At 64.9% G+C, this 20,741-nt stretch carries 22 protein-coding genes, 1 tRNA gene and 1 pseudogene; 14 read left to right on the top strand and 10 right to left on the bottom strand.

Features of this window, described 5'->3' with window-relative positions:
• The first annotated feature begins 21 nt into the window (after positions 1 to 21).
• From BLU88_RS16070 to BLU88_RS16105, 8 genes are read left to right on the top strand one after another with little or no spacing between them, the layout of a single operon-like run.
• Positions 22 to 684: a DUF1707 SHOCT-like domain-containing protein gene (locus BLU88_RS16070; RefSeq protein ID WP_167356903.1), complete on the top strand. Its 663-nt coding sequence runs from the start codon at positions 22 to 24 to the stop codon at positions 682 to 684.
• On the top strand, positions 681 to 932 hold the full coding sequence (locus tag BLU88_RS16075; RefSeq protein WP_092016172.1) for a hypothetical protein: 252 nt from the start codon (positions 681 to 683) through the stop codon (positions 930 to 932). The genes BLU88_RS16070 and BLU88_RS16075 overlap by 4 nt, the downstream gene beginning before the upstream one ends.
• 53 nt (positions 933 to 985) lie before the next feature.
• Positions 986 to 2,014 carry a GNAT family N-acetyltransferase gene (locus BLU88_RS16080; protein WP_092016175.1) on the top strand — a complete coding sequence of 343 codons (1,029 nt, stop codon included), beginning with the start codon at positions 986 to 988 and terminating at the stop codon, positions 2,012 to 2,014.
• A gap of 60 nt (positions 2,015 to 2,074) precedes the next feature.
• Positions 2,075 to 2,692 (top strand): DUF4178 domain-containing protein, encoded by a 618-nt coding sequence (locus BLU88_RS16085; protein ID WP_092017576.1) that lies wholly within the window; start codon positions 2,075 to 2,077, stop codon positions 2,690 to 2,692.
• Complete coding sequence (locus BLU88_RS16090) at positions 2,692 to 3,273, top strand: DUF2617 family protein (protein WP_092016178.1); 582 nt, start codon at positions 2,692 to 2,694, stop codon at positions 3,271 to 3,273. Before BLU88_RS16085 ends, BLU88_RS16090 begins: the two co-directional genes overlap by 1 nt.
• A complete protein-coding gene (locus BLU88_RS16095; RefSeq protein WP_197678150.1) occupies positions 3,270 to 3,710 on the top strand; it encodes a hypothetical protein in 441 nt (146 codons plus the stop codon). The genes BLU88_RS16090 and BLU88_RS16095 overlap by 4 nt, the downstream gene beginning before the upstream one ends.
• Before the next feature lie 18 nt (positions 3,711 to 3,728).
• The gene (locus tag BLU88_RS16100; RefSeq protein ID WP_092016181.1) at positions 3,729 to 4,157 is read left to right on the top strand and encodes a DUF350 domain-containing protein; all 429 of its coding nucleotides are present in this window, start codon (positions 3,729 to 3,731) and stop codon (positions 4,155 to 4,157) included.
• On the top strand, positions 4,154 to 5,788 hold the full coding sequence (locus tag BLU88_RS16105) for a polyamine aminopropyltransferase (RefSeq protein WP_231939467.1): 1,635 nt from the start codon (positions 4,154 to 4,156) through the stop codon (positions 5,786 to 5,788). The genes BLU88_RS16100 and BLU88_RS16105 overlap by 4 nt, the downstream gene beginning before the upstream one ends.
• Before the next feature lie 94 nt (positions 5,789 to 5,882).
• Here BLU88_RS16105 and BLU88_RS16110 read toward each other — a convergent pair whose 3' ends face one another.
• The 3 genes from BLU88_RS16110 to BLU88_RS16120 all read right to left on the bottom strand — a co-directional run bounded on the left by BLU88_RS16110 (position 5,883) and on the right by BLU88_RS16120 (position 7,957).
• Positions 5,883 to 6,284, bottom strand: coding sequence for a DUF4190 domain-containing protein (locus BLU88_RS16110; protein ID WP_092016184.1), 402 nt, complete (start codon positions 6,282 to 6,284; stop codon positions 5,883 to 5,885).
• A gap of 103 nt (positions 6,285 to 6,387) precedes the next feature.
• Positions 6,388 to 6,978: a TIGR03085 family metal-binding protein gene (locus BLU88_RS16115; RefSeq protein ID WP_092016187.1), complete on the bottom strand. Its 591-nt coding sequence runs from the start codon at positions 6,976 to 6,978 to the stop codon at positions 6,388 to 6,390.
• 67 nt (positions 6,979 to 7,045) lie between these two features.
• The gene (locus BLU88_RS16120; RefSeq protein ID WP_092016190.1) at positions 7,046 to 7,957 is read right to left on the bottom strand and encodes a Sir2 family NAD-dependent protein deacetylase; all 912 of its coding nucleotides are present in this window, start codon (positions 7,955 to 7,957) and stop codon (positions 7,046 to 7,048) included.
• A gap of 167 nt (positions 7,958 to 8,124) precedes the next feature.
• On the opposite strand from BLU88_RS16120, the gene BLU88_RS16125 reads away from it, so the two are divergent.
• Positions 8,125 to 8,574: a flavodoxin family protein gene (locus tag BLU88_RS16125; protein WP_092016193.1), complete on the top strand. Its 450-nt coding sequence runs from the start codon at positions 8,125 to 8,127 to the stop codon at positions 8,572 to 8,574.
• Between the two features lie 117 nt (positions 8,575 to 8,691).
• Complete coding sequence (locus BLU88_RS16130; protein ID WP_231939468.1) at positions 8,692 to 10,098, top strand: amidase; 1,407 nt, start codon at positions 8,692 to 8,694, stop codon at positions 10,096 to 10,098.
• Between the two features lie 15 nt (positions 10,099 to 10,113).
• Here BLU88_RS16130 and BLU88_RS16135 read toward each other — a convergent pair.
• The 4 genes and pseudogenes from BLU88_RS16135 to BLU88_RS16150 all read right to left on the bottom strand — a co-directional run.
• Positions 10,114 to 10,293, bottom strand: a pseudogene (locus tag BLU88_RS16135) (DNA alkylation repair protein); the annotation flags it as partial.
• Between the two features lie 77 nt (positions 10,294 to 10,370).
• The gene (locus BLU88_RS16140) at positions 10,371 to 11,432 is read right to left on the bottom strand and encodes an FUSC family protein (RefSeq protein WP_231939741.1); all 1,062 of its coding nucleotides are present in this window, start codon (positions 11,430 to 11,432) and stop codon (positions 10,371 to 10,373) included.
• A 205-nt stretch (positions 11,433 to 11,637) separates the two neighbouring features.
• Entirely contained in the window at positions 11,638 to 12,621 is a 984-nt protein-coding gene (locus BLU88_RS16145) for an RNA polymerase sigma factor (RefSeq protein WP_092016201.1), read from the bottom strand.
• Between the two features lie 24 nt (positions 12,622 to 12,645).
• Positions 12,646 to 13,053 carry a YciI family protein gene (locus BLU88_RS16150; RefSeq protein ID WP_092017582.1) on the bottom strand — a complete coding sequence of 136 codons (408 nt, stop codon included), beginning with the start codon at positions 13,051 to 13,053 and terminating at the stop codon, positions 12,646 to 12,648.
• Positions 13,054 to 13,328: 275 nt separating this feature from the next.
• Between BLU88_RS16150 and BLU88_RS16155 the strand changes: the two genes are divergently transcribed.
• The 3 genes from BLU88_RS16155 to BLU88_RS16165 all read left to right on the top strand — a co-directional run bounded on the left by BLU88_RS16155 (position 13,329) and on the right by BLU88_RS16165 (position 16,393).
• The gene (locus BLU88_RS16155) at positions 13,329 to 13,907 is read left to right on the top strand and encodes a hypothetical protein (protein WP_092016204.1); all 579 of its coding nucleotides are present in this window, start codon (positions 13,329 to 13,331) and stop codon (positions 13,905 to 13,907) included.
• Between the two features lie 253 nt (positions 13,908 to 14,160).
• Complete coding sequence (locus BLU88_RS16160; protein WP_092016206.1) at positions 14,161 to 14,694, top strand: type 1 glutamine amidotransferase domain-containing protein; 534 nt, start codon at positions 14,161 to 14,163, stop codon at positions 14,692 to 14,694.
• A 124-nt stretch (positions 14,695 to 14,818) separates the two neighbouring features.
• Positions 14,819 to 16,393 carry a SpoIID/LytB domain-containing protein gene (locus BLU88_RS16165; RefSeq protein ID WP_092016209.1) on the top strand — a complete coding sequence of 525 codons (1,575 nt, stop codon included), beginning with the start codon at positions 14,819 to 14,821 and terminating at the stop codon, positions 16,391 to 16,393.
• Between the two features lie 102 nt (positions 16,394 to 16,495).
• On the opposite strand, the gene sfnG is transcribed toward BLU88_RS16165, so the two are convergent.
• The 3 genes from sfnG to BLU88_RS16180 form a co-directional block, all read right to left on the bottom strand.
• Positions 16,496 to 17,644, bottom strand: a complete 1,149-nt coding sequence (sfnG, locus tag BLU88_RS16170) for a dimethylsulfone monooxygenase SfnG (RefSeq protein ID WP_092016212.1) — start codon at positions 17,642 to 17,644, stop codon at positions 16,496 to 16,498.
• 326 nt (positions 17,645 to 17,970) lie between these two features.
• Positions 17,971 to 18,058: transfer RNA gene (locus tag BLU88_RS16175), tRNA-Ser, on the bottom strand.
• A gap of 142 nt (positions 18,059 to 18,200) precedes the next feature.
• Entirely contained in the window at positions 18,201 to 19,100 is a 900-nt protein-coding gene (locus BLU88_RS16180) for a helix-turn-helix transcriptional regulator (RefSeq protein ID WP_157689169.1), read from the bottom strand.
• A gap of 121 nt (positions 19,101 to 19,221) precedes the next feature.
• On the opposite strand from BLU88_RS16180, the gene BLU88_RS16185 reads away from it, so the two are divergent.
• Positions 19,222 to 20,712 (top strand): MFS transporter, encoded by a 1,491-nt coding sequence (locus tag BLU88_RS16185; RefSeq protein WP_157689171.1) that lies wholly within the window; start codon positions 19,222 to 19,224, stop codon positions 20,710 to 20,712.
• Positions 20,713 to 20,741 lie beyond the last annotated feature (29 nt).

Below are 20,741 nucleotides of genomic sequence, written 5' to 3' on the forward strand. Positions count from 1 at the left end.
CGATCAGGCACGATAGAGATCATGAGCTCAGCCACCCCCTCCCCCGACGAGAACGACCCCGCGAAGACCTTCCGCATCGGCCACAAGGAGCGCGACGAAGCGATCGAGATGCTGCGCGAAGCCGCCGGCGACGGTCGGATCACCGTCGACGAGCTCGATGAGCGGATGGAGAAGGTCCAGTCCGCGAAGTTCCCCATCGACCTCGACGAGGTGCTCTCCGACCTCACCACCGAACTGCCCTCCGATCGCTTCCGCCCCGCTTCAGCGGTCGCCCCCGCCGCCGGTCGCGCGATGGCGATCCAAGGCCATGATCGATTCGATCCGCTCGTCATCAAGGCGGGCTGGGAATCCGAGGTCCGCCGCGCCAGATGGTTCGTCCCGCCCTACATTCGCTGCGAGCCGTCGATGTCGAACATCGAACTGAACTTCCTCGAGGTCGAGACCGATCTCGAGGTCATCGAAGTCGAGATCATCGCCGGAATGGGTGCGGTCGTCGTCGTCATCCCGGACGACTGGGCCGTCAACGTCGACCAGCTGTCGAAGACCTGGGGCAGCGTGAAATCAGTCGTCGATGCGGTGCCGACCGGCCGTCGCCCCCTCGTGCGCGTGGGCGGATCGATCGGGATGGGGTCCTTCAAGGCCCGGTTCGCGAACTACTTCGACCGCCGTCGAATGGCGAAATGATGCAGCCCGGACTCGGCGCGATCATCTTCCTCACTCTGTGCATCATCGTCGTCTTCAGCGTCGGCGCCTTCCTCGTCTACCGGGTGATGAACACCCCCGGTTCGCATATCGGCTCCCGCCTGCCCAAACACGATCCCCACGCCGAGGCGGACCCCACCGATCCACGCGACCGCGGACCCGCTGAGGGCCGGGACGGACCCGACGGTCCCAGCGGAACCGACGACCCCGACGGGCCCCGGCAGTCCTGAAACCGGGTATCGGTGTCCTTGAAAACCGGTACCTGCCGTGATCGACTTTCACTATGTCTGAGATTCAGATCACTCGCATCGCTGCCGACGATGAGTCTGCACTGCTGACATGGAACGACGTCATGCGCACCGCCTACACGCACGATCGCACCGCCGCCTGGTGGCGCAGCGCCGAGACGACGCTGACCCAATTCGCCAACCCGCGCCCCGGAGGGCAGGACATCGCCCTGGTGGGCCGCCTCGGCGAGGAGATCATCGGCGGTGTCGAGATCAGCCTTTCTCCCGAAAATCCGACCGATATCGAACTCGGTGTTCTCACCGATCACCGTCGACGGGGTTTCGGCACAGCCCTCGCCGAGGCGGCCGCACAGTTCCTGTGTGAGAGTGACCGAGCCTCGGCGATCGTGCAGACCGAGACCTACTGCCCGGCAGGTGTCGCCTTCGCGCAGGCGCACGGGATGAGCGTCGGCAATGAAGAGCACCGGCTTTTGCTCGATCTGCCTGCCTATCTGGAGGCCGATGCGAATCGGTACAAGGATTCGGGCGCGTCGACGGTTGTGCCCGTGATCAGGGAGGACCCGGACTTCTCGGTCACCTCGTGGATTGGGGCCTGCCCCGAAGAGGTGCTGGAAGCCTGGACTCAGCTGCGGGAGCAGATGGATGAGGACGTGCCCATCGGCGATCTCACCCGCACCGCCAGCCACGCCAGCACCGCGGCGATCCGCAGCCACGAGGAGCGGATGGAAGAACAAGGCTGGACCCTGGTGAGCTCGATGGCGCATGTGGGCGAACTCGCCGTCGGCTACACGGAGATCATGGTCTCCTCCCACGATCCGCAGATCGTCATCCAGGAGGACACCCTGGTCGACCGTGCCTATCGGGGGCGCGGAATCAGTCGCGCGCTCAAGGTCGCGAACCTGCGCCAGCTGCCCGCGGTCGCGGCGACCACCTCGGCTGAATGGGTGCAGACGTACACGGCGACGGACAACGAGCCGATGCTCGCGCTCAATCGGGATCTCGGGTTCTTCGTAGCCGATACGATGACCGCACTCGAGAAGAAGGACGTGTCCAGCCGCGCTTGAGCGCCCGGTCGACTAGACTTGTCGAAGACCCGTCCGGCCACCGAAACGAAGCAGACCGTCGTGCCTTCAGAACTCCTCATCGCCGTCCTCGTCTTCATCGTCGTCGTCCTCGTGACCGTGCTCGTCATCCGAACACGTACCAACAAGACACAGAAGCAGCAGGAGCAGTCACAGCAGCCGGCCGCCCCGCGCGACCCTTTCGCCGCCGATCAGAACACCGGCGGCGACCCGGAAACCATCAAGGCCGGTGACCTCCTGGAATTCGGCAATGAGAAGTTCTTCGTCCGCGGGACTCTGCGCATCTCCGAGGGCGGCTACGACTGGGCCGAGCACTTCTTCCAGGCCGATGCCTCGGCGACCCGCATGTGGCTGAGCGTCGAACGTGACCCCGATGTGCAGGTCGCCCGCTGGCGCGACCGCCCCGACCTCGACATCGAGCCGAAGGCACGGACCATCACCGTCGACGGCACCGATTACGACCTCGTCGAACACGGCACCGCCTCCTACCGGTCCGAAGGCACCACGGGGCTGAACGAGAAAGGCGGAGTCGACTATGTCGACTACGAATCCGGCGACGGCCGCCTGCTCGCCTTCGAGCGCTTCGACCACGGACGCTGGGAAGTCAGCACCGGGGAGACCATCCCGACCGGTTCCTTCACCATCTACTCCGGCAGCTGATGCTCACCCTCCCCCGCCCGCTCGATGTACCCTTCACCGACACCAGTGCCGAGGCGCTGCGGCTCAGCCTCGACCACGGCCGGATCGCCCCGTTGGCTTCCCGCAGCATCGAAGTGTCCACCGGCACCGAGGCGGCACCTCGGCTGACCCTCACTCTGACCGTCATCGGCTCCTCCCACCAGGCGATTCTGGTTGAGCGCACCAACGATGCGTTCATCGAGACCTTCGCCTGCCTCGGCGAGAATGCCGACGGTCCTTCGCCGTCACGACCGCAGTGGGACCACGAGGACGTCCGCCGCGGCCGGTGGGCCGGTTTCACCGAACATCGGTTCACCGCGACCCGCACGAAAGTCCGCGGTGACTTCCCGACCGCTGCCGCCGAGGTGCTTACCATCAGTGCCGACCGTGCCCGTACCGCTGACGACCACCTCTCGGTCGTGTTCCCCGGTCAGCCCGGAGCGCTGACGGCGCTGTCGCTGATCTGCGCTGAGTCCGAACTGATCGCGTGGCAGTCGTGGCACTGCTACCCGCAGCATCAGGAGATCGTCCACAGCAGCAGCGAATTGAGGAGGTCGACATGAGCCAGGGACCGAACGTCTCGATGAGCGGAGGCTCCTTCGACTTCGATCGTGCGAACAACGGCGGCGGGAACGGTCCGCAGCGGCCCGGCGGGCCCCATCGGCCCGGTGGCGGCTCGGGGCGGAAACCGCGGCGTTTCGGATGCGGAACGATCATCGGAATCGTCATCGTCCTCGTCGTCCTCGGCAATGTCTTCCGCAGCTGCGGGTCCTCCGGGGCGGCGAATTGCGGTGACTATGACCTCTCGAACGGCCAATACGTCTCGAACCCCGGCAAGGGCGATTACGAGAAGAACGGCAGCAGCTATGACTACGTCGGCTGCGACACGTCCCGATCCGGAGGCGGCGGATTCTTCTTCCTCCCGTTCTTCTCCGGCGGCGGATCGAACTACGGCGACGGCTCGGGCTTCCGCGGCGGCGGACCGGGCACCGGAAAATAGGCACAGCGAAAGGCAGACATGCTTCTGAACTACCTTCTCTTCGAAACCGGAGTCGTCCTCTCCTATGCGGGCTGTGGTCTCCTCCTCATGGTCATCGGCTACTTCGTCGTCGACCTGCTCACTCCGGGCAAACTCCACGTCATCTTGTGGGAGCAGAAGTCGCGCAATGCCGCGGTCCTCGTCGCTTCCGACCTGGCCGGAGTCGCGATCATCGTCATCGCCGCCATCCGCGCCAGTTCCGATGATCTGGCCGCAGGCATCCTGTCCACCCTCGTCTTCGGCATCGTCGGCATCATCCTCATGGCCGTGAGCTTCCTGCTCATCGGTATGCTCACCCCGGGCAGGACAGGCGACATCATCAACTCCTCACAGATGCACCCCGAGGTCTGGGTCAACGCCACCGCTCACCTGGGCATTGCGGGCATCATGGCCGCAGCCCTCCTTTGAGTACCGCTGACGAATCCGGTTCGGCTTCGGCCGGGACCCCTCCGACCGGCACCACCGCCGAGGCGGCCCGCCCCATCACCCTGCCGATGCGTCCGGGTCCGGCCCGGTTCTTCGTCCTGCTCGCGGTGTTCATCTGTGCGAGCTGCGGAATGGTCTACGAGCTCGCGCTCGTGGCCCTGGGCTCCTATCTGCTCGGCGACACCATCGTCCAGGCCTCCATCGTCCTGTCCGTCATGGTCTTCGCGATGGGCATCGGATCGCTCGCGACCAAGCGGCTGACCGGGTTCGCGGCGGTCTCCTTCGCACTCATCGAGGCGGCTCTGGGCATCATCGGCGGGCTCTCCGTCATCCTCCTCTACCTCGCGTTCGCCTTCGCCGACGTCTACACCGTCGCCATGGTGGTCCTCGCGTTCGTCATCGGCGCCCTCATCGGCGCGGAGATCCCTCTGCTCATGGAGCTCGTCCAACGTATCCGCGCCCAGAAGGCCTCGAGCGCGGTGGCCGACCTCTTCGCCGCCGACTATGTGGGCGGACTCGTCGGCGGACTCGCGTTCCCCTTCCTCCTGCTGCCACTGCTCGGTCTGCCGCGCGGTGCGCTGGCGGTGGGGATGACGAATGCTCTGGTGGGCATCCTCATCGTCCTCTGGCTCTTCCGCACTGAACTCACTCGCACCGCGCAGCTCATGTTGGCGGGCCTGCTCGTCGTCATCCTCGGCGGACTCACCGCGGTGTGGGTGTACACCGACGATATCGAAGTCACCGCCCGGCAGCGTCTCTACCGGGATCCGATCGTGTATTCGCAGCGCTCGGACTATCAGGAGATCGTGCTCACCGAGGCCAAGCGGACCGGTGATACGCGGCTGTTCCTCAACGGGGATCTGCAGTTCGCTTCGGCCGATGAGTACCGCTATCACGAAAGCCTCGTCCATCCGCTGCTGAACGGTCCGCGCCGCAATGTCCTCGTCCTCGGCGGCGGTGACGGCTTGGCCGTGCGCGAAATTCTCAAGTACCCCGATGTCGAGTCCATCACCCTGGTCGACCTCGACCCGAAGGTGTTGGAGCTCGCGAAGACTTCGGAGCATTTCACCGAGTTCAACGATGATTCGCTCGACGATCCGCGAGTGAAGACGATCGCCGCCGATGCCTTCACGTGGCTGCGGGAGGCGCAGCATTCGGCTTATGACGCGGTCATCGCCGATCTGCCCGACCCGGATGATGTGGCGACGTCGAAGCTCTACTGCATCGAGTTCTATGGGCTCATCCGCCAGGTGATGTCGCCGGAGGCTCGTCTCGTCGTCCAGGCCGGATCCCCGTATTTCGCTCCTGAGGCCTACTGGGGCATCGGGCAGGCCGTCACCGAGGCGGGGCTGTCGACGACTCCGTATCACGTCGATGTTCCCAGCTTCGGCGATTGGGGCTATTTCCTCGCAGACCTCGGTGGAGAGGGCCCCGAGGTGACTGTGCCCGAGGATGCCCCGCAAGACCTGAGATTCGCCACCGCCGAGGTGCTCGCCGTCTCGACGACTTTCCCACCGGACCGCGATCGCTCGTCAGTGGGCAAGGTCGAAGCCTCGACGCTGTTGCACCCGCGAGTGCTCGACCAGGAACGCGGAGCGTGGGTCGGCTATTGACGACGGCGTCCGACAGCGGCTTCTGACAACAGCTTCTGACAACGCTAGAGGGCCGACCCGATCGGGTCGGCCCTCAGCTGTCGCTCGGCCGGGTTCAGGCGGCCATGAGGCTGGCCAGGCCGCCGACGATTCCGAAGGAGATTCCGAGAGCCCATCCGAGGACGAGGAGTCCGAGGAAGACGAGGCCCAGGAGGAATCCCCACTTGCCCATCTCGTTGTCTCCGAAACCGGTTTCCTGTGAACGCTTGCGCGCCATGTGACCGGTGATGATGCCGATGACGGGCCCGATGAAGTTGAATCCGAGGAAGGTCGACAGGGTTGCCACGAGCGAGACGATGCCGAGCACCTTGCCCGGATCCTCCTCGGCGCGCTGGCTATAGCGGTGCTGCGTCGGGTAGCTCTGTGGTGTCTCGTACTGTCCGGTGGACGGGTGGGCGTATTGTCCGGTGGAGGGATGGTCGAACTGATCGGGGGTCGGGGTGGGTGCTGCGTTCATGGTGCTGGTCTCCTTGGTATCGGCTGTTGACACCAGCCTAGGAACACTTCACCTGCCGCCGACAGGGACCAATCCCCCGACCTGGATGGGGTTTTCCCGACGTTCAGCGCACGTCGACGAGTGCATGGTCAGCACGTCCCATGAGGTAGAGAAGCAGCTCGAGCGGTGCTCCGGTGATCGTCGTGGCCCGGCCGCTGCCTTTCTTCCCCGCAGTGCGGGACCCTAAGCCCGGTGCTGCGATCGTCACCGGCCCCTTCGCCTTCGCTGCGTACGGGAGGAGCGCAACCTTCGTCTGGGCCCAGACGGTCGCGGTCTCTGCTTTCGACAGCTGACGCGGAATCCATTCGATCGCGGCCCGGCGGATGTCTTCGTGGTGGACGAGGAACTCGGTCGTGTTCATCACGGACTCCACTCCCGGCAGGGCACCTGGAGTCCACTTCGGAGGAGCGGCGACGAGACCGAGCAGCCGACTGAACGGCGTCTCGGCGTACTCGTCTTCCTTCGCCTGCAGACGGTCGGCGAACTTCGACATGAAGATACCCGCGGCAGCGCGGGGATGACGTTCGCGGATGACAAGGTGGGTGGCCAGGTCCCTGACCGTCCATCCTTCACAGAGCGTGGGGGCGTCGTCGCCGGCGCGGCGGGCGGTGTCGACGAGGCGCAGTCGTTCGGCGCGAGCCAGATTGTCTCTCATGCTGCTCAGTCTTCCATCCTCGGCTTGGACTCCCCTGGATGCCGGGCCCACTCGCCGCCCGATCGCCTCACCGGTCTGCCCACGCGGTGACGAAGTCGGCGACGCGAGAGATCGACCGGAAATCGGCGAGCTCGTCTCCGCGGGTCGGCCCGTCGGTGACGATGACGACGGGTTTGCCCTCCTTCGCTGCAGTCCGGACGAACCGCAGACCGGACAGCACGGCCAGCGAGGACCCGAGCACCACGAGGCCTGCGGCGTCGTCGACGATCCGGTTGGCGTCCTGGACCCTGGCTGCCGGGACCGAATCGCCGAAGTAGACGACATCGGGCTTGAGCAGCCCGCCGCATTCCGGGCAATCGAGAACGATGAAACCGGCGGTGTCCTCGAGTTCGACGTCGCCGTCAGGTGCGGTTTCGACGTCGATCGGATCGATGCCGACCTCCGCGGCGAAGGCCGGATTGAGTTCGCTCAGCCTCCGCTGCACCCGATCGCGGTCGAACAGGTGCCCATTGCTCAGACAGATCACCCGGTCGAGGCTGCCATGGAGGTCGATGACGGAACTCGGCGCCGGTGTTCCGGCACCGTTGCCACGGGCGGCGGCGACCGCCTCGGCGGCAGCCTGGTGGAGACCGTCGACGTTCTGGGTGATGATCCCGGCCACGGACAGCCCGGCCAGGGCGAGGTGGGCCCGGTTGGGTCGGGTGCTGCGCATCCGCGGCCAACCCATCCATGACCGTGCCCAGTATCTGGCGCGCTGATCGGGGTGTGAGAGGAAGGTCTGGATCGTCATCGGGTTCCGCGGCGGGGAATCCGGTCCGCGGTAGTCGGGGACGCCGGAGTCCGTGCTCATCCCCGCCCCGGTGAGCACCGCCCAGTCTGAGGTCGCGTGCTGCCTGGTGAGGACGTCGACGATCTCGGCGTCGGAGTGACTGGCTTCCGGACGCACGCGTCCGCGCAGGGGGTCGAAGATGACTGCCATGGCTCCACCATAGACATGGGATCCGCCCCGTCTCCCAGTTAAGTGGGTCCAGATTGCCATTCTCACGCAGAAAATGTGCACTCTGAACCCACTTAAGTCTCACCGCCAAGGTCCGCCTTCGACAGTACACAGCTGACCTGGCGCTCGCAGAGGTCTATGGTGGGGGCATGGTCAACGTTCTGCTCGTCCATCATTCCCCGTCTGCTGCGACCGCACAGATCGCCGAGGCGGCCGAGTCCGGACTGCGCATGCCAGAGCTCGGCGACATCGACGTCACCGTCCGTGCGGCTCTGGAGGCGAGCGCCGAAGATGTGCTCGCCGCCGATGCCTATGTGCTCGGCACGACCGCGAACTTCGGCTATATCTCCGGTGCCCTCAAGCACTTCTTCGACACCACTTATGACGCAGTGCGCGAACCGACCGCAGGCAGGCCGTTCTCCTATTGGATCCACGGCGGCTATGACACGACCGGGGCCGAGACCGCGATGAAGCAGATCACGACGGGTCTGGGCTGGAAGCTCGCCTTCGATCCGCTCGTGTTCACCGGCGAGGTCACAGACGCCCACTTGGAAAAGGCCACGGAGCTGGCCGCCACAGTAGCCGCCACCACCCCTTAATTGCTACGTGACGGCGGCGCAGCAACCTGGCGCCAGGTTGCTGCGCCGCCGTCACGTAGCAATTAAGGGGGACGAGGGCATCGGATAGGGTGATGGGAACCGATGCAAGGAGGCATGATGACCACACCGACGACCAGCGAGATCCCGTTCCTCGAACTCCACGAAGTCTCGACTCTCATCCGAACCAGGCAGCTGTCCTCCCGTGAGGTCACCGAGGCGATGCTCGAGCGCATCGAGCACCTCGAGCCCCGGTTGCAGTCCTTCGCCACAGTCATGGCCGAATCCGCACGCGCTGAGGCCGACCGCGCCGATTCGCTGCTGGCCCGGGGGAACTGGCTCGGCGATCTGCACGGTGTCCCCGTGGCGGTCAAGGACCTCGCGAACACCCACGATGCACCGACGGGAGCGGGCACCACGATCCATGCGGAATTCCGCCCCGACTTCGATGCCACCGTCGTCGCCCGGCTGCGGTCCGCCGGAGCCGTCATCCTCGGCAAACTGCGCCTGACCGAGGGTGCGTTCACCGGCCATCATCCGGACCTGCCGACACCGGTCAACCCCTGGGATGCCGACACCTGGTCGGGAGTCTCTTCATCGGGATCCGGTGTGGCTACCGCGGCCGGACTCTGCTTCGCCTCTCTCGGCTCAGACACCGGCGGGTCGATCCGCCTGCCGTCCTCGGCCAACGGCGTCACGGGACTCAAACCGACCTGGGGCCGAGTCTCCCGCCATGGCATCTTCGCTCTTGCGCCCAGCCTCGACCACATCGGGCCGATGACTCGCAGCTCCCGCGATGCGGCAATCGTGCTGCAAGCCATCGCCGGACACGATCCTGCCGATCCCACCTCATCGCTCGAACCTGTGCCCGACTATCCCCAGCAGCTGCTCCTCGATCGAGCCCCTGTAGTCGGCTTCGACCATGCATTGGCCGAAGAGCACTTCGACGCTGCGACGAATGCGATGCTCAAGGACACCATCGAGACAGTGACCGGCCTGGGATGGCGGGTACTCGAGGTCGAGACTCCCGGTTTTGAGGCTGCGGCCGAAGAATGGACGGCTCTGTGCGGGGTCGAGACCGCCGGCGTCCACGCCGAAACCTATCCCTCACGGGCCGCCGAATACGGACCCGACCTATCCGGTCTCATCGAGGTCGGACGCGGACTGACCGCCGTCGACTACCACCGGCTGCTCGAATCACGGCGGGACTTCATCGGCCGCATGCGCGCGCTCATGGCCGATATCGATCTGCTCCTGCTGCCGGGAATCGGCGTCGGTTCGCCGACGATCGCACAGATGGCGAATCTGGGATCCGACCAGAAGCTGTTCGCCGCGGTCACGATTCCGACGGCTCCGATCGACAACTGCGGAATGCCGTCGATCACCCTGCCCGCAGGGTTCACCGACCGGGGCACTCCCCTGGCCGCCCAGCTCGTCGGCGGTGACTTCACCGAGCCCTTGGTCTTGGCCGCCGGTCACGCCTTCCAGCAGGCCACAGACTTCCACACCAGCCACCCAGAGATGTAGACGCGGCACCCCAACTCACTTCGCCGCGTTGCGGGCCACCATCTCCGTGATCCAGGTCGGGGCGAAGGGTGAAGTGCACCCGGGAGGTGTCGGGTAGTCGCGGAGCACGCCGAGGCGCTCGCCGATCTCGATGGCACGTTTGCGCTGGTCAGGGTTCTCGATACCGATATACGACAGTGTTTCGTTCATCGCCCATCCTGCGGAGGCGACCACTGGATCCGCGCGGGCGCCGAATGCGCACATCGGTGTGAGCCGAGGACCCGCTGCTGAAGTCAGTCATCGTCATCGGCGTGCGGCGAGGAATCGATTTCAGCGCGCGTCCTCTTCACACTGCTGAACCCGACGATGACGACGAGCATGCCGACAACTGCGCCGATGACGGTTTCGATGGCACGCGAGGCCAACAGCTCTGGAACCGAGTGGGGGCTGCCGATCTGGGTCATAAGAAGGGCCAACGGGGTGATGAAGAGCAGAGCCACCGAATAGTTGCGCAGCACGAAGATCTCGGCGAGGAACTGCAGCAGGATCACCCACACCACCAGCTGCCACGCCTCGGTGGGGAACGACAGCAGGAACGCTGTGACGATCACGCCCAGCAGGGTTCCGACCACCCGGTGGACGCCGCGCTTGAGACGGGCCGAACGACCGGGCGGAGTGATCGGTGCGACCGCTGCGACCATCGCCCAATAGCTGTGGGACAGAAGCGGGAGCACATCGATGAGCAGGGTGCCGAGAACTCCGGCGATGAACGGGGCGATCGTGAATCGGGCGGCGTGGGCTGCCAGATCAGCCTTGCCCACCGGTGACAGCCCGACCCGCACATAGGTCTCCTTCTCCGGAGGCATGCGTTCGCCGGCATAGTGGGCGAGCGCTCCGAGACCGATGCACACCAGCGCCGAGGCGGCCGCCACACCCATTGCCACCGGCACCGATGCGCCGCCCGGAATGGATCCGACGGCTCCGGTGGCGAAGATGAAGAAGATCGACCCGCCGGGTTTGAGCCGGAAGCGCAGGGCGATGGCAGCACCCGCACCGGACACGAGTGAGGTGATGACGACGAGCACCCAAACCGAAGCTCCGAGGCTGCTGAGCAGGGCGCCGATGCCCACGCAGACGACGAGGACGGCGGCAGCGATCGACTGGCGTCTGGTCCGCGATCGTGGGGACTCGAAGCGCGCGTAGATGCCGGTGAAGGCGCCGAAAGCGGCATAGACGGCGAGGTCGAGGCGGTCGATTCCGAGCAGCACGAGAAGCGGGATGGCGACTCCCAGGGCGATGCGGAACGCGGGAATATGGTCGCGTTCGCCCGGTGGGATGCGGAAGAACTCCTGCATGTGGCTCAAACGGGTTCGGCCTCTTTCGTCATCGGGAACGGACCCCGGTGACGGGATCGCTGTCATGGATTGGTGAGCTGAAGGCTCCCTTCGATCGTAGTCCGCCATCGGCGCTGACAAATGTCTTCTGCCGACAGGAGTGATCAACCTCGCTCGCCGAGGCGGTCCACCGAGACCGTGATCACCGCCGTCATCGACGTCTCGGTCACGGTCGATGCCCCTGCCACGACCGAACGCGTGCCGCCTGCCGGTTGAGATGGGCGCGTTCGGCGAGGCTGCCAGCCCGTTCGGCGGCTCGTACGTAGAGCTCGGCGGCCCGCTGTGACTCCCCTGTCCGTTCGCGCAGGTGCGCTTCGACGGCGAAGTAGCGCGGCAGGCTCTTGTCCAGGCCCTGCAGTTCCGCCAGGCCCGCCGCGGGTCCGTCGGCTTCCCCGACGGCCACGGCACGGTTGAGTCGCACAATCGGGGTATCTCGCAGGGCCAGAAGTTCGTCGTACCACTGAACGATCTGCACCCAGTCGGTGTCCTCGACCGTCTGTGCATCAGCGTGGAGTGCCGCGATGGCGGCCTGTGCCTGATATTGGCCGAGTTCATCCCGACCAAGGGCGGCCTGCAGGATCTCGATGCCCTCGACGATGAGCCGTCGATTCCACAGGATGCGGTCCTGATCGGCCAGGGCGATGAGTCGTCCGTCCGGACCGAAACGGGCGTCGCGGCGGGCGTGGTTGAGGAGCATCAGGGCGAGCAGTCCGTCCACCTCGGCGGAGTCGATCATCGCCCGCAGGCTGCGGGTCAGCCGGATCGCCTCGGCTACGAGGTCGACATCGCCCGAGTGGCCTTCGTTGAACACGAGGTAGAGGGTGTCATCGGCTTTCGGGACGCCGTCCGTCCCGGGTTCGGCCGAGGTTTCGGGCTCGGCGAGCGTGGCGGCCATGACCCGTTCCTCGCGTTTCATCCGCGATCCTTCAGATCGCACAATGTCGAGGAACTTCCGCCACGCCACCGTCACGAGCCAGCCCCGCCGGTCGCGGGGCGGGTCCGACGGCCACGAGCGCAGGGCCTCGATGAGGGCGTCCTGAACGGCATCCTCGGCGGTCGCGAAGTCTGCTCCACGACTGACGAGGATGCCGATCACGGCGGGGACGAGCTCACGCAGCTCCGCCTCGGCGAGGGGATCCGGATCGATCATCGCGGACTCCGTACGCGTCCCTGATCATTCGTCCACGCTGGGTGCGTGGTCGAGGAAGGGGCGCAGTTCGAGCCATTCGTTGATCGGCTCTCCATCCTTGCCCGGTGCGGCGGACAGCTCACCGGCGAGTTCGAGAGCCCTGTCGTAGTTCTCGACGTCGATGACCATCCACCCGGCGATGAGGTCCTTCGTCTCCGGGAAGGGACCGTCGGTGACCGGGGGCTTGCCCGGTCCGCCGGATTGGACGAAGGTGCCCTCGGGCGAGAGTGCCTGGGAGTCGACGAATTCGCCGGAGTCCTTGAGTTTGTCGGCGAAGGCGTTCATGTACGCCATATGCGCGTCGACCTCGTCGGGACTCCACTGATCCATCGGGGTGTAGTCCATGAGGTCGCTCGACATCCGATAGTGCTTGAGCATGAGGTACTTGACCATGACGGTCTCCTTGTCTCGTGTCGCTCGCACGGGTTGTGCTCGCTGACATGTCTGGGACGCAGCCGGACAAGTGTTCTCGACATCGCCGGAGAAGATTTCTCGATCTTCTTCGACTCCGGTCATCGAACACAGTCCCAGAATAGGCCGATGTGTCCGTCCTGGAACATGCGTCACCGGATCCGAACACCAATCGGCCCAGGTCACGGCTCCGTGCTGAGAGGCTTGTCTTGTATGCGACAACGACACTTTCTCAGCACACGCGCCAAGGAGCAGACATGAAGGCACAGACACTTCTCAAGACCATCACCGTTGCCGGAGCTCTCGCCGCGACTCTCACACTCTCGGCCTGCGATATGAACATCACCTTCGGCCCAGAAGGCCAGGGTCTGGAACAGGGCCAGGAGCAGGACGGCCAGCAGGCGCAGGAGACCGAGGCCACCGAGACGACCGCCGAAGAACCGGCATCGGATGCGGGCTCCAACTCGGACGGGACGTCGTCGACCGGATCGTCGTCCTCGAGCGACTCCACCTCGAGCGGATCTTCGCCGTCGAGCGACACGACCGACAACGGCTACCAGGGCCCGCGGATCGGCGAAGACGGAGTCGAACTCGACGCCGACGGCAACGGCAAGATCCCCGCCGACGTCCTCGAGGCGGACATTAAGAACGCCTACGCCAAGCAGGGCACCACAGTCGACACCGTCGACTGCTACTCCGACCTGCGGATCTTCTCCCACAGCGGCTCGCAGAACTGCACCGTCACCGCTGCCGGCAAGAATCACTACGGCACCGTGAAGATCACTTCGGCATCGCAGTCCGGAATCGGCTACAGCCTCGAATTCCCGAACATCTGAGCCGACTCTGTGCGGTCGCGACTCTGACTCGACCACCCCGATCCGCTCCCCTCGAGCAGCCGCGATTCGCCTGACGAAATCCGCGCCTCCCCCACCCGCACTCCCCTGGCCCGCTGCGGCCCGGGGAGTGCGGTCATTCGTGTCGTGGAACAAGTCGGCTTCCTACAGTGTTGTCGTGTGTGAGGCGGCTGTTCGCACAGACGGCAGCCGCCACGACTGACAGATTTCACGGCAGAGACAAAGGAGCATCATCATGGCCATCTCCGATAAGAAGATCGCATTCCTCCTCACTCGCGGAGTCGAGCAGGTCGAACTCACCAGCCCCCGCGCCGCTCTCGACGAGGCGGGAGCGACGACCGTCATCGTCTCCCCGTCCGAAGGAACTCTGCAGGCGATGGAAGGCGATTGGGAGCATGCGAAGGCCTTCGACGTCGACGTTCCCGTCGCCGAAGCCTCGGTCGAGGACTTCGACGCCCTCGTCCTTCCCGGCGGCACCCTCAACGCCGACGCCCTGCGCCTGAATGAGGACGCCGTCAATCTCGTCAAGGCGTTCTTCGCCGCCGACAAGCCGGTCGCGGCCATCTGCCATGCGCCGTGGATCCTCGCCGAGGCGGGTGTGGCGAAGGGACGGAAGCTGACGTCCTTCATTTCGACGAAGACCGACCTCATCAACGCCGGAGCCGACTGGACCGACGCCGAGGTGGTCGTCGACGGCGACCTCATCACCTCCCGCAACCCCGGCGATCTGGATGCCTTCAACAAGGCGATCGCCGAACAGCTGAGCTGAGCTGGAACGATGCCTCACCCACCGAGGTGGGGTCACCTCGGTGAGGAACTCCCCGAAACGATCGTTTCGGGGAGTTCCTCTGTTCGTCACCTGAGGTATTGACAACCGCGCTTATGATCAACTCATGCCGCCTTCCCCGTTCGTCAAGGCGACGACTCCTGCCCTCGCGGTGCTGTTCGTCGGGCTCCTCCTCGTTCTCTGCTCCACACCTCCTCCTGCCCATGCCGCCTATGCGACCTCAGGCGCGATCGGTACGATGCACAAGTCTCTCGGCGGGAATGCGGGCAAGGTCGGTCCCGCGACCGGCCCGCAGCGGTGCACTCTGATCCAGAAAGGCTGCTATCAGTCGTTCAAACACGGCAGCATTCATTGGACGAAGTCCACGGGCGCTCATGCGACTCTGGGTGCGATCCGCACGGCGTGGAAGAAGTCCGGATGGGAACGCGGCCCCTTGGGCTATCCGACGAGCCGTGAGTATCGGTCCGGGTCCGAGTCCCGGCAGAAGTTCCAGAACGGCAGGATCGTGTGGACGGCGAAGTCCGGGGCGAAAGTGGAGACGGCGAAAGCGCCGTCGTCGTTCGCGATCAAGGGTTCGGGGTTCGGCCACGGGGTCGGGATGAGCCAGTACGGCGCACGAGGAATGGCGGCAGCCGGAAAGTCGTCGACGCAGATACTGCAGCACTACTACACAGGCGCAAAGGTCAAGACGATGTCGAGTAACGCCGACGCCAGTCTCAAGGTCCAGCTGCTGACCGGGAAGAAGTCCGTGACCATCGCTCCACGTTCCGGTCGTCTGCGGATCAAGGTCGGGTCGAAGACCATCGAATCAGGATCGAAGGTCACGATCGAACGGACTCCGTCCGGTTCGGTCAAAGCGATCATCGGGTCGAAGAGCTATTCGGGTTCGAAGCTCATCGTCGAATGGCAGGGCACTCGGTATTGGAAGGGAACGCCTGCGACGACGGTGTCGATCAGCGGTGCGCAGAACGGGATGACAGGCACCTACCGGCACGGGCGAATCGAGATCGGGCAGCTGAAGTCCTCGCTCAATGTCGTCAATGTAGTCAAGCTCAACAAGGAGTATCTGCCGGGCATCGCCGAGATGCCGGCGTCGTGGCAGTCCGAAGCCCTGCGCAGTCAGGCCATTGCTTCTCGCACCTACGCCTACCGCAATCTCGGTGCGGTGAAGCCGGCGTGCGGATGCAACGTCTATGACGAGGTGGCTTCGCAGCGCTTCCTCGGGTGGAATCATGAGAATGCGAAGGACTCCGGTCCGTGGCGCAAAGCCGTAGCCGCAACTCAGACCACGAGCGGGTCAATGGTGAAATCGGCACGAGTCGCCACGTTCAAGGGCGGACTCATCGATGCCGTCTACTCGTCGTCTGCCGGGTCGAAGACGCATTCTGCAGCTGAGGTGTGGGGTTCAGCTGTGCCCTACTTGGTCTCGGTCGATGACTCGCCGTCGAAGTATGCGTCGGCGCAGAACCCGAACGCCTCGTGGTCGGTGACGGCCAAGCAGGCCGACATGGCACGGGCGTTCGGGCTGGCAGACGTACGGTCTGTGAACGTGACGAAGACCGGCTCAGGTCTGGTGAAAACAGTGAAAGCCACCTCGGTGAAGGGAAAGACCGCGAGCCTCACCGGTGATCAGCTGCGGACGAAGCTGAAGCTCAAGTCGGCATCATTCAGCGTGGGCTGACCAAGGGCAGACCGAGCTGGGGCAACGCGAAACTCGAGAAAGTCGTCACTGGCGACGACTTTCTCGAGTTTCGTGTTGACTGAGGGATTCTCTCCGGCCGAATCAGACTCCGGCGGGGGTGAGAAGTCCCTTGTTGACGAGTTCGGCTTCCTTCTCGCGCACGATCGGGATCACGGTCTTGCCGAATGCCTCGAGTTCCTCTTGGAAGTGGAGGAAACCGGTGAGGATCAGGTCGACACCGAGCTTCTTGTACTCGATGATGCGATCGGCGACCTGTTCGGGTGCGCCGATGAGCTGGGTGCGGAAACCGTCGTTGTACTGGACGAGGTCTTCGAAGCTCGAGTCCGCCCACATTCCCTTCTTATCGTGAGTCGAAGCTCCGGCCTGCTGCACGGATTTGCGGAAGCCTTCGACGGCGCCTTCATCGGCATTGGCGATGATCTCGCGCAGCTGATCGCGCGCTTCGGCTTCCGTGTCGCGGACGATGGCGAACCCGTTGAGTCCGAAACGGACCTTTCGGTTGTGGGCGCGGGCCACCTCGGTGACGTCGTCGTACTGTTCGCGGAATCCGTCGAAGTCCTTGCCGTTGGAGAAGTACCAGTCGGCGTGCTTGCCGCCGTTGATGCGGGCGACCGAGGAGTTTCCGCCTTGGAAGATCTCCGGGTGAGGGCGACCTTCTACCGGGTAGGGGCCGGGGCGGAGGGTGAAGTCGTCGACGGTGTAGAAGTTGCCGCGGTATTCGACGTTCTCCTCGGTGAAGAGCTTGCGGACGACGTCCATGAATTCGGCGGACCGGCGGTAGCGTTCGCCGTGTTCGAGCCAGGGCAGCCCGAGGCGGGTGTACTCATCCTTGAACCAGCCGGAGACGACGTTGATCGCGGCCCGGCCCTTCGTGAACTGGTCGGCGGTGAGGATGAACTTCGCGAGCACGGCCGGTTCCCAGATGCCCGGGTGGACGGCGGCGATGACCTTGAGCTTTTCGGTGGCCAGGGCCAGAGCGAGCGAGGTCGAAGTCGATTCGTGCTGTTGGGCTGCGCCGTAGCTGGAGAGGTAGCGGACCTGGCTGAGCGCGTATTCGTAGCCGACTGCCTCAGCGGTCTGCGCGAGCTTGACGTTGTAGTCATAGCCCCAGTCGGTGCGCTGTTCGATGTTCGACACGACCAAGCCGCCGGAAACATTGGGAACCCAGTATGCGAACTTCAGGTCTTCGGGCTCACCGGTATAGATCGGGTTGGCGTGGAGGTTCGTCATTGTGTGTCCCTTCCCATCGAAATTGGCTTGAGCACCGTGTCCGTGGGGCGCGAGCGGCGTGCTGCGTGAGTTGTTCGCGCGGGACCGGTTGCTGCGACGTCATCGGGCCAGTTCCCTTAAGTCGCTCGTGATGTGTGCAGGTGTGCCGTGCCAGACTACTGAGACGCAGACCACAGGAGGCGGGCAGATTTCGCGGAGCGACGCGCGCCGTCACAATGACGCACTTCGACTTGAACCGTCATCCGATTCGCACTCCAGCGGCAGCGCCGGAACCGGTGAATCGACGAAGTCCCGGCCCCGCAGCAACTGCGAGACCGGGACTTCCGTGGCGGAGGATAGGGGATTCGAACCCCTGAGGGCGTTAACCCAACCCGCGTTCCAGGCGAGCGCCATAGGCCACTAGGCGAATCCTCCGCGAATCAGCTTATCCGAGTCATGACGACAATGCGAAATCGCGGTGGCCGAGTGTGAAGCATCCCACTTCCCCCAGGTGAACAGTCGGCATCGACCCCCGACCACGATCACGCGACCTCATCATCGCCAGACGGCACACGGTTCAATCGGCGACGGCGCGGAGATGCCGTTCTGCCGACGGCTGCGCCCGGTCCTCCCGTCTGCGCTCGATGCTCCCGTCGTTGATCCAGCCGTGCAGCGTCTCCAAACGGGACCGCGTCACCGTGTCCACCGGCTGATAGACCGAGAGCGTCAGCCTCTGGTTCTCCTGCGCGATGAGCGTCGTCATCGTCAGCTTGAGCGTGCCCACATACGGGTTCTCAATGGTCTTGACCCGCCCGACAGATCGACCGACCGTTCCCGAATCCCACAGTCGGCAGAATTCCGGATTCCTGCGCAGCCGCGACAGCAGCGGCGACCACTCGGGATCGTCGATCGACTCCGCGTACGAGGCACGCAGCTTCGCCACGACCTGCGCCCGGTGACCGTCGTCGGAGTGGAAGGTCCGCGCCCACTCCGGGCTCTCGAAGGACTGGATCGCGCAGTTCCTGTCGGCCGGAGCGAGGGCTTCGAGGTCGGAGGCGAGATACCGTTCGACGGAGTTGAAGGCGAGGATCGTATACCGCGGATCAGTGACCATCGCCGGCAGCGGCAGCAGTTCGTCGAGCAAGGTGCGCATCTGCTCTCCCACCGCAGAGTCCCCTGGGTTCGCGACCCGATCCGGGTATCCGCCCAGCAGGAAGAGATGGGCACGCTCCTCCCAGTCGAGCAGGAGCGCCTCGGCGATGGATTCGAGCACCGATTCCGAGGGGTGGACCTCGCGCCCCTGCTCAAGCCAGGTGTACCAACTGGTGCCGATGTTCGCGAGCACAGCGACCTCTTCGCGCCGCAGTCCCGGCACCCTCCGCCGGGTGCCGGCCGCAAGACCGACCTCGCAGGGCCGCACCCGGTTGCGTCGCGAACGCAGGAATCGTCCGAGCTCCTCGGTTCTCACTCGTGCCATGCCTCCATTGTCCGCCCGACGCTCAGGCCATTCCACCCTGTCACCGTTCTCAACCTGGTGGTCCGGCCAACACCATCGACACGCCCTCCCACTTCCCCGCGGCCTATCGCAGACTGGATCCATGAGAGATTCCCACACGCAGACATCATCGACCTCCGCCGAGGCGGCTCCCGGTCACGCGCCCAACGTCGACCCCGCCCCCACCGCAGGCCGTCCTGCCCCCGTCCTTTGGCCGCTCCACCTCGGGGCGTTCCTCGCGACGTTCATGTTCTCCGTCTCGAACGTCGCGATTCCTGCAGTGAAAGCAGACATCGGCGCGAGCGACGCGACATCGGCTCTCATCGTCGGTCTGTTCTCCGCCGCCTTCGCCTCCGGCCTCATCCTCTTCGGTCGCATCGGAGACCGTTTCGGACGTCGCCGCCTGTTCATGATCGGCACGGGCGCGCTTGTCATCACCTCAATCGCCGTCGGACTGGCACCCGATCCGCTCTTCCTGCTCGTGGCTCGCGCAACCCAGGGCTTGGCAGCGGCGGTGATGATGCCGCAGATCCTCGCGAGCTTCCAGCATTCGCTGTCCGGAGCCGCACGGTTGAAGGCGATCAGCCTCTTCGGCGCATTCTCCGGAGTCGGCACCGTCGGTGGTCAGGTCCTCGGCGGCGGACTCATCTCCCTCTTCGGCGAGACCTGGGGATGGCGGGCGGCATTCCTCAGCTGTGCGGTCGCCGCCGCAGCTGCCTATCTCGGTTCCCTGCGTCTGACCGAATCACACAGCATCGACCCGGCACCCCTCGACGCCCCTGGTGCGATCCTCCTCGGCGTCGGCATGATCTGCCTCGTCACCGGACTGGCGCTGGGACCGGTCACCGGCTGGCTGCCCATACCGGCGATCCTGCTGGCAGTCAGCGTCTTGGGCTTCGCGACTTTCGTCGTGTGGCAGTCCCGAGCCGACGCGACAGGCAGGTTCCCACTCATCCCGCCCGCCGTCGTCGCGGTTCCAGCCGCGTGGGTGGGAATGCTCATGGCCCTCGTCTTCTTCGCTGGGTTCGGCACCTTCCTCTTCAATTTCTCCTTGGTCTCCCAGACCGGACATTCTGATCCGGCATATGTCTCCGGCCTCACGCTCGCATTGTTCTGTATCGCATTCCTCATCTCCTCCCTGATGGTTCATCGCCTGGTCGCATCTTTCACCGGTCCCGGCACGATGCTGTTGGGCACCGGTCTGCAGGTCGCTGGTCTCCTCGGAATCGCGTGGGTCTCGTCGAGCGCGGGAACTGGATGGCAGCTGTGGTTCCAGGTTCCTGCGCTCGTCCTCGGCGCGGGGCAGGCCATGCAGTTCGGCCCGTTGGTGGGCACCGTCGTCGGCGCTGTCCCTGACAGGGTCGCAGGGCTGAGCGGCGGCCTCATCGCGACGATGCAGCAATCGGGAATCGCCGTGGGTGTCGCCCTCCTCGGCGCGCTCTTCCACTCCCTCACCGCCGTGTTCGGTTTCGATATTGCGTTTGCCTTCGCCTGCCTGGTGCAGATTCTGCTGAGCATCGCATTCGGCGCGGGCGCGTGGTATCTGCTCCGAGTCAGCGGTCGAGCGACCCGCACCTCGGGGCAATCGGCATAGGCTTGCCGTGAGCAGTGCGCGAAGCGGTC

The organism is Brevibacterium siliguriense, assembly GCF_900105315.1.
GTDB classification, from domain to species: domain Bacteria; phylum Actinomycetota; class Actinomycetes; order Actinomycetales; family Brevibacteriaceae; genus Brevibacterium; species Brevibacterium siliguriense.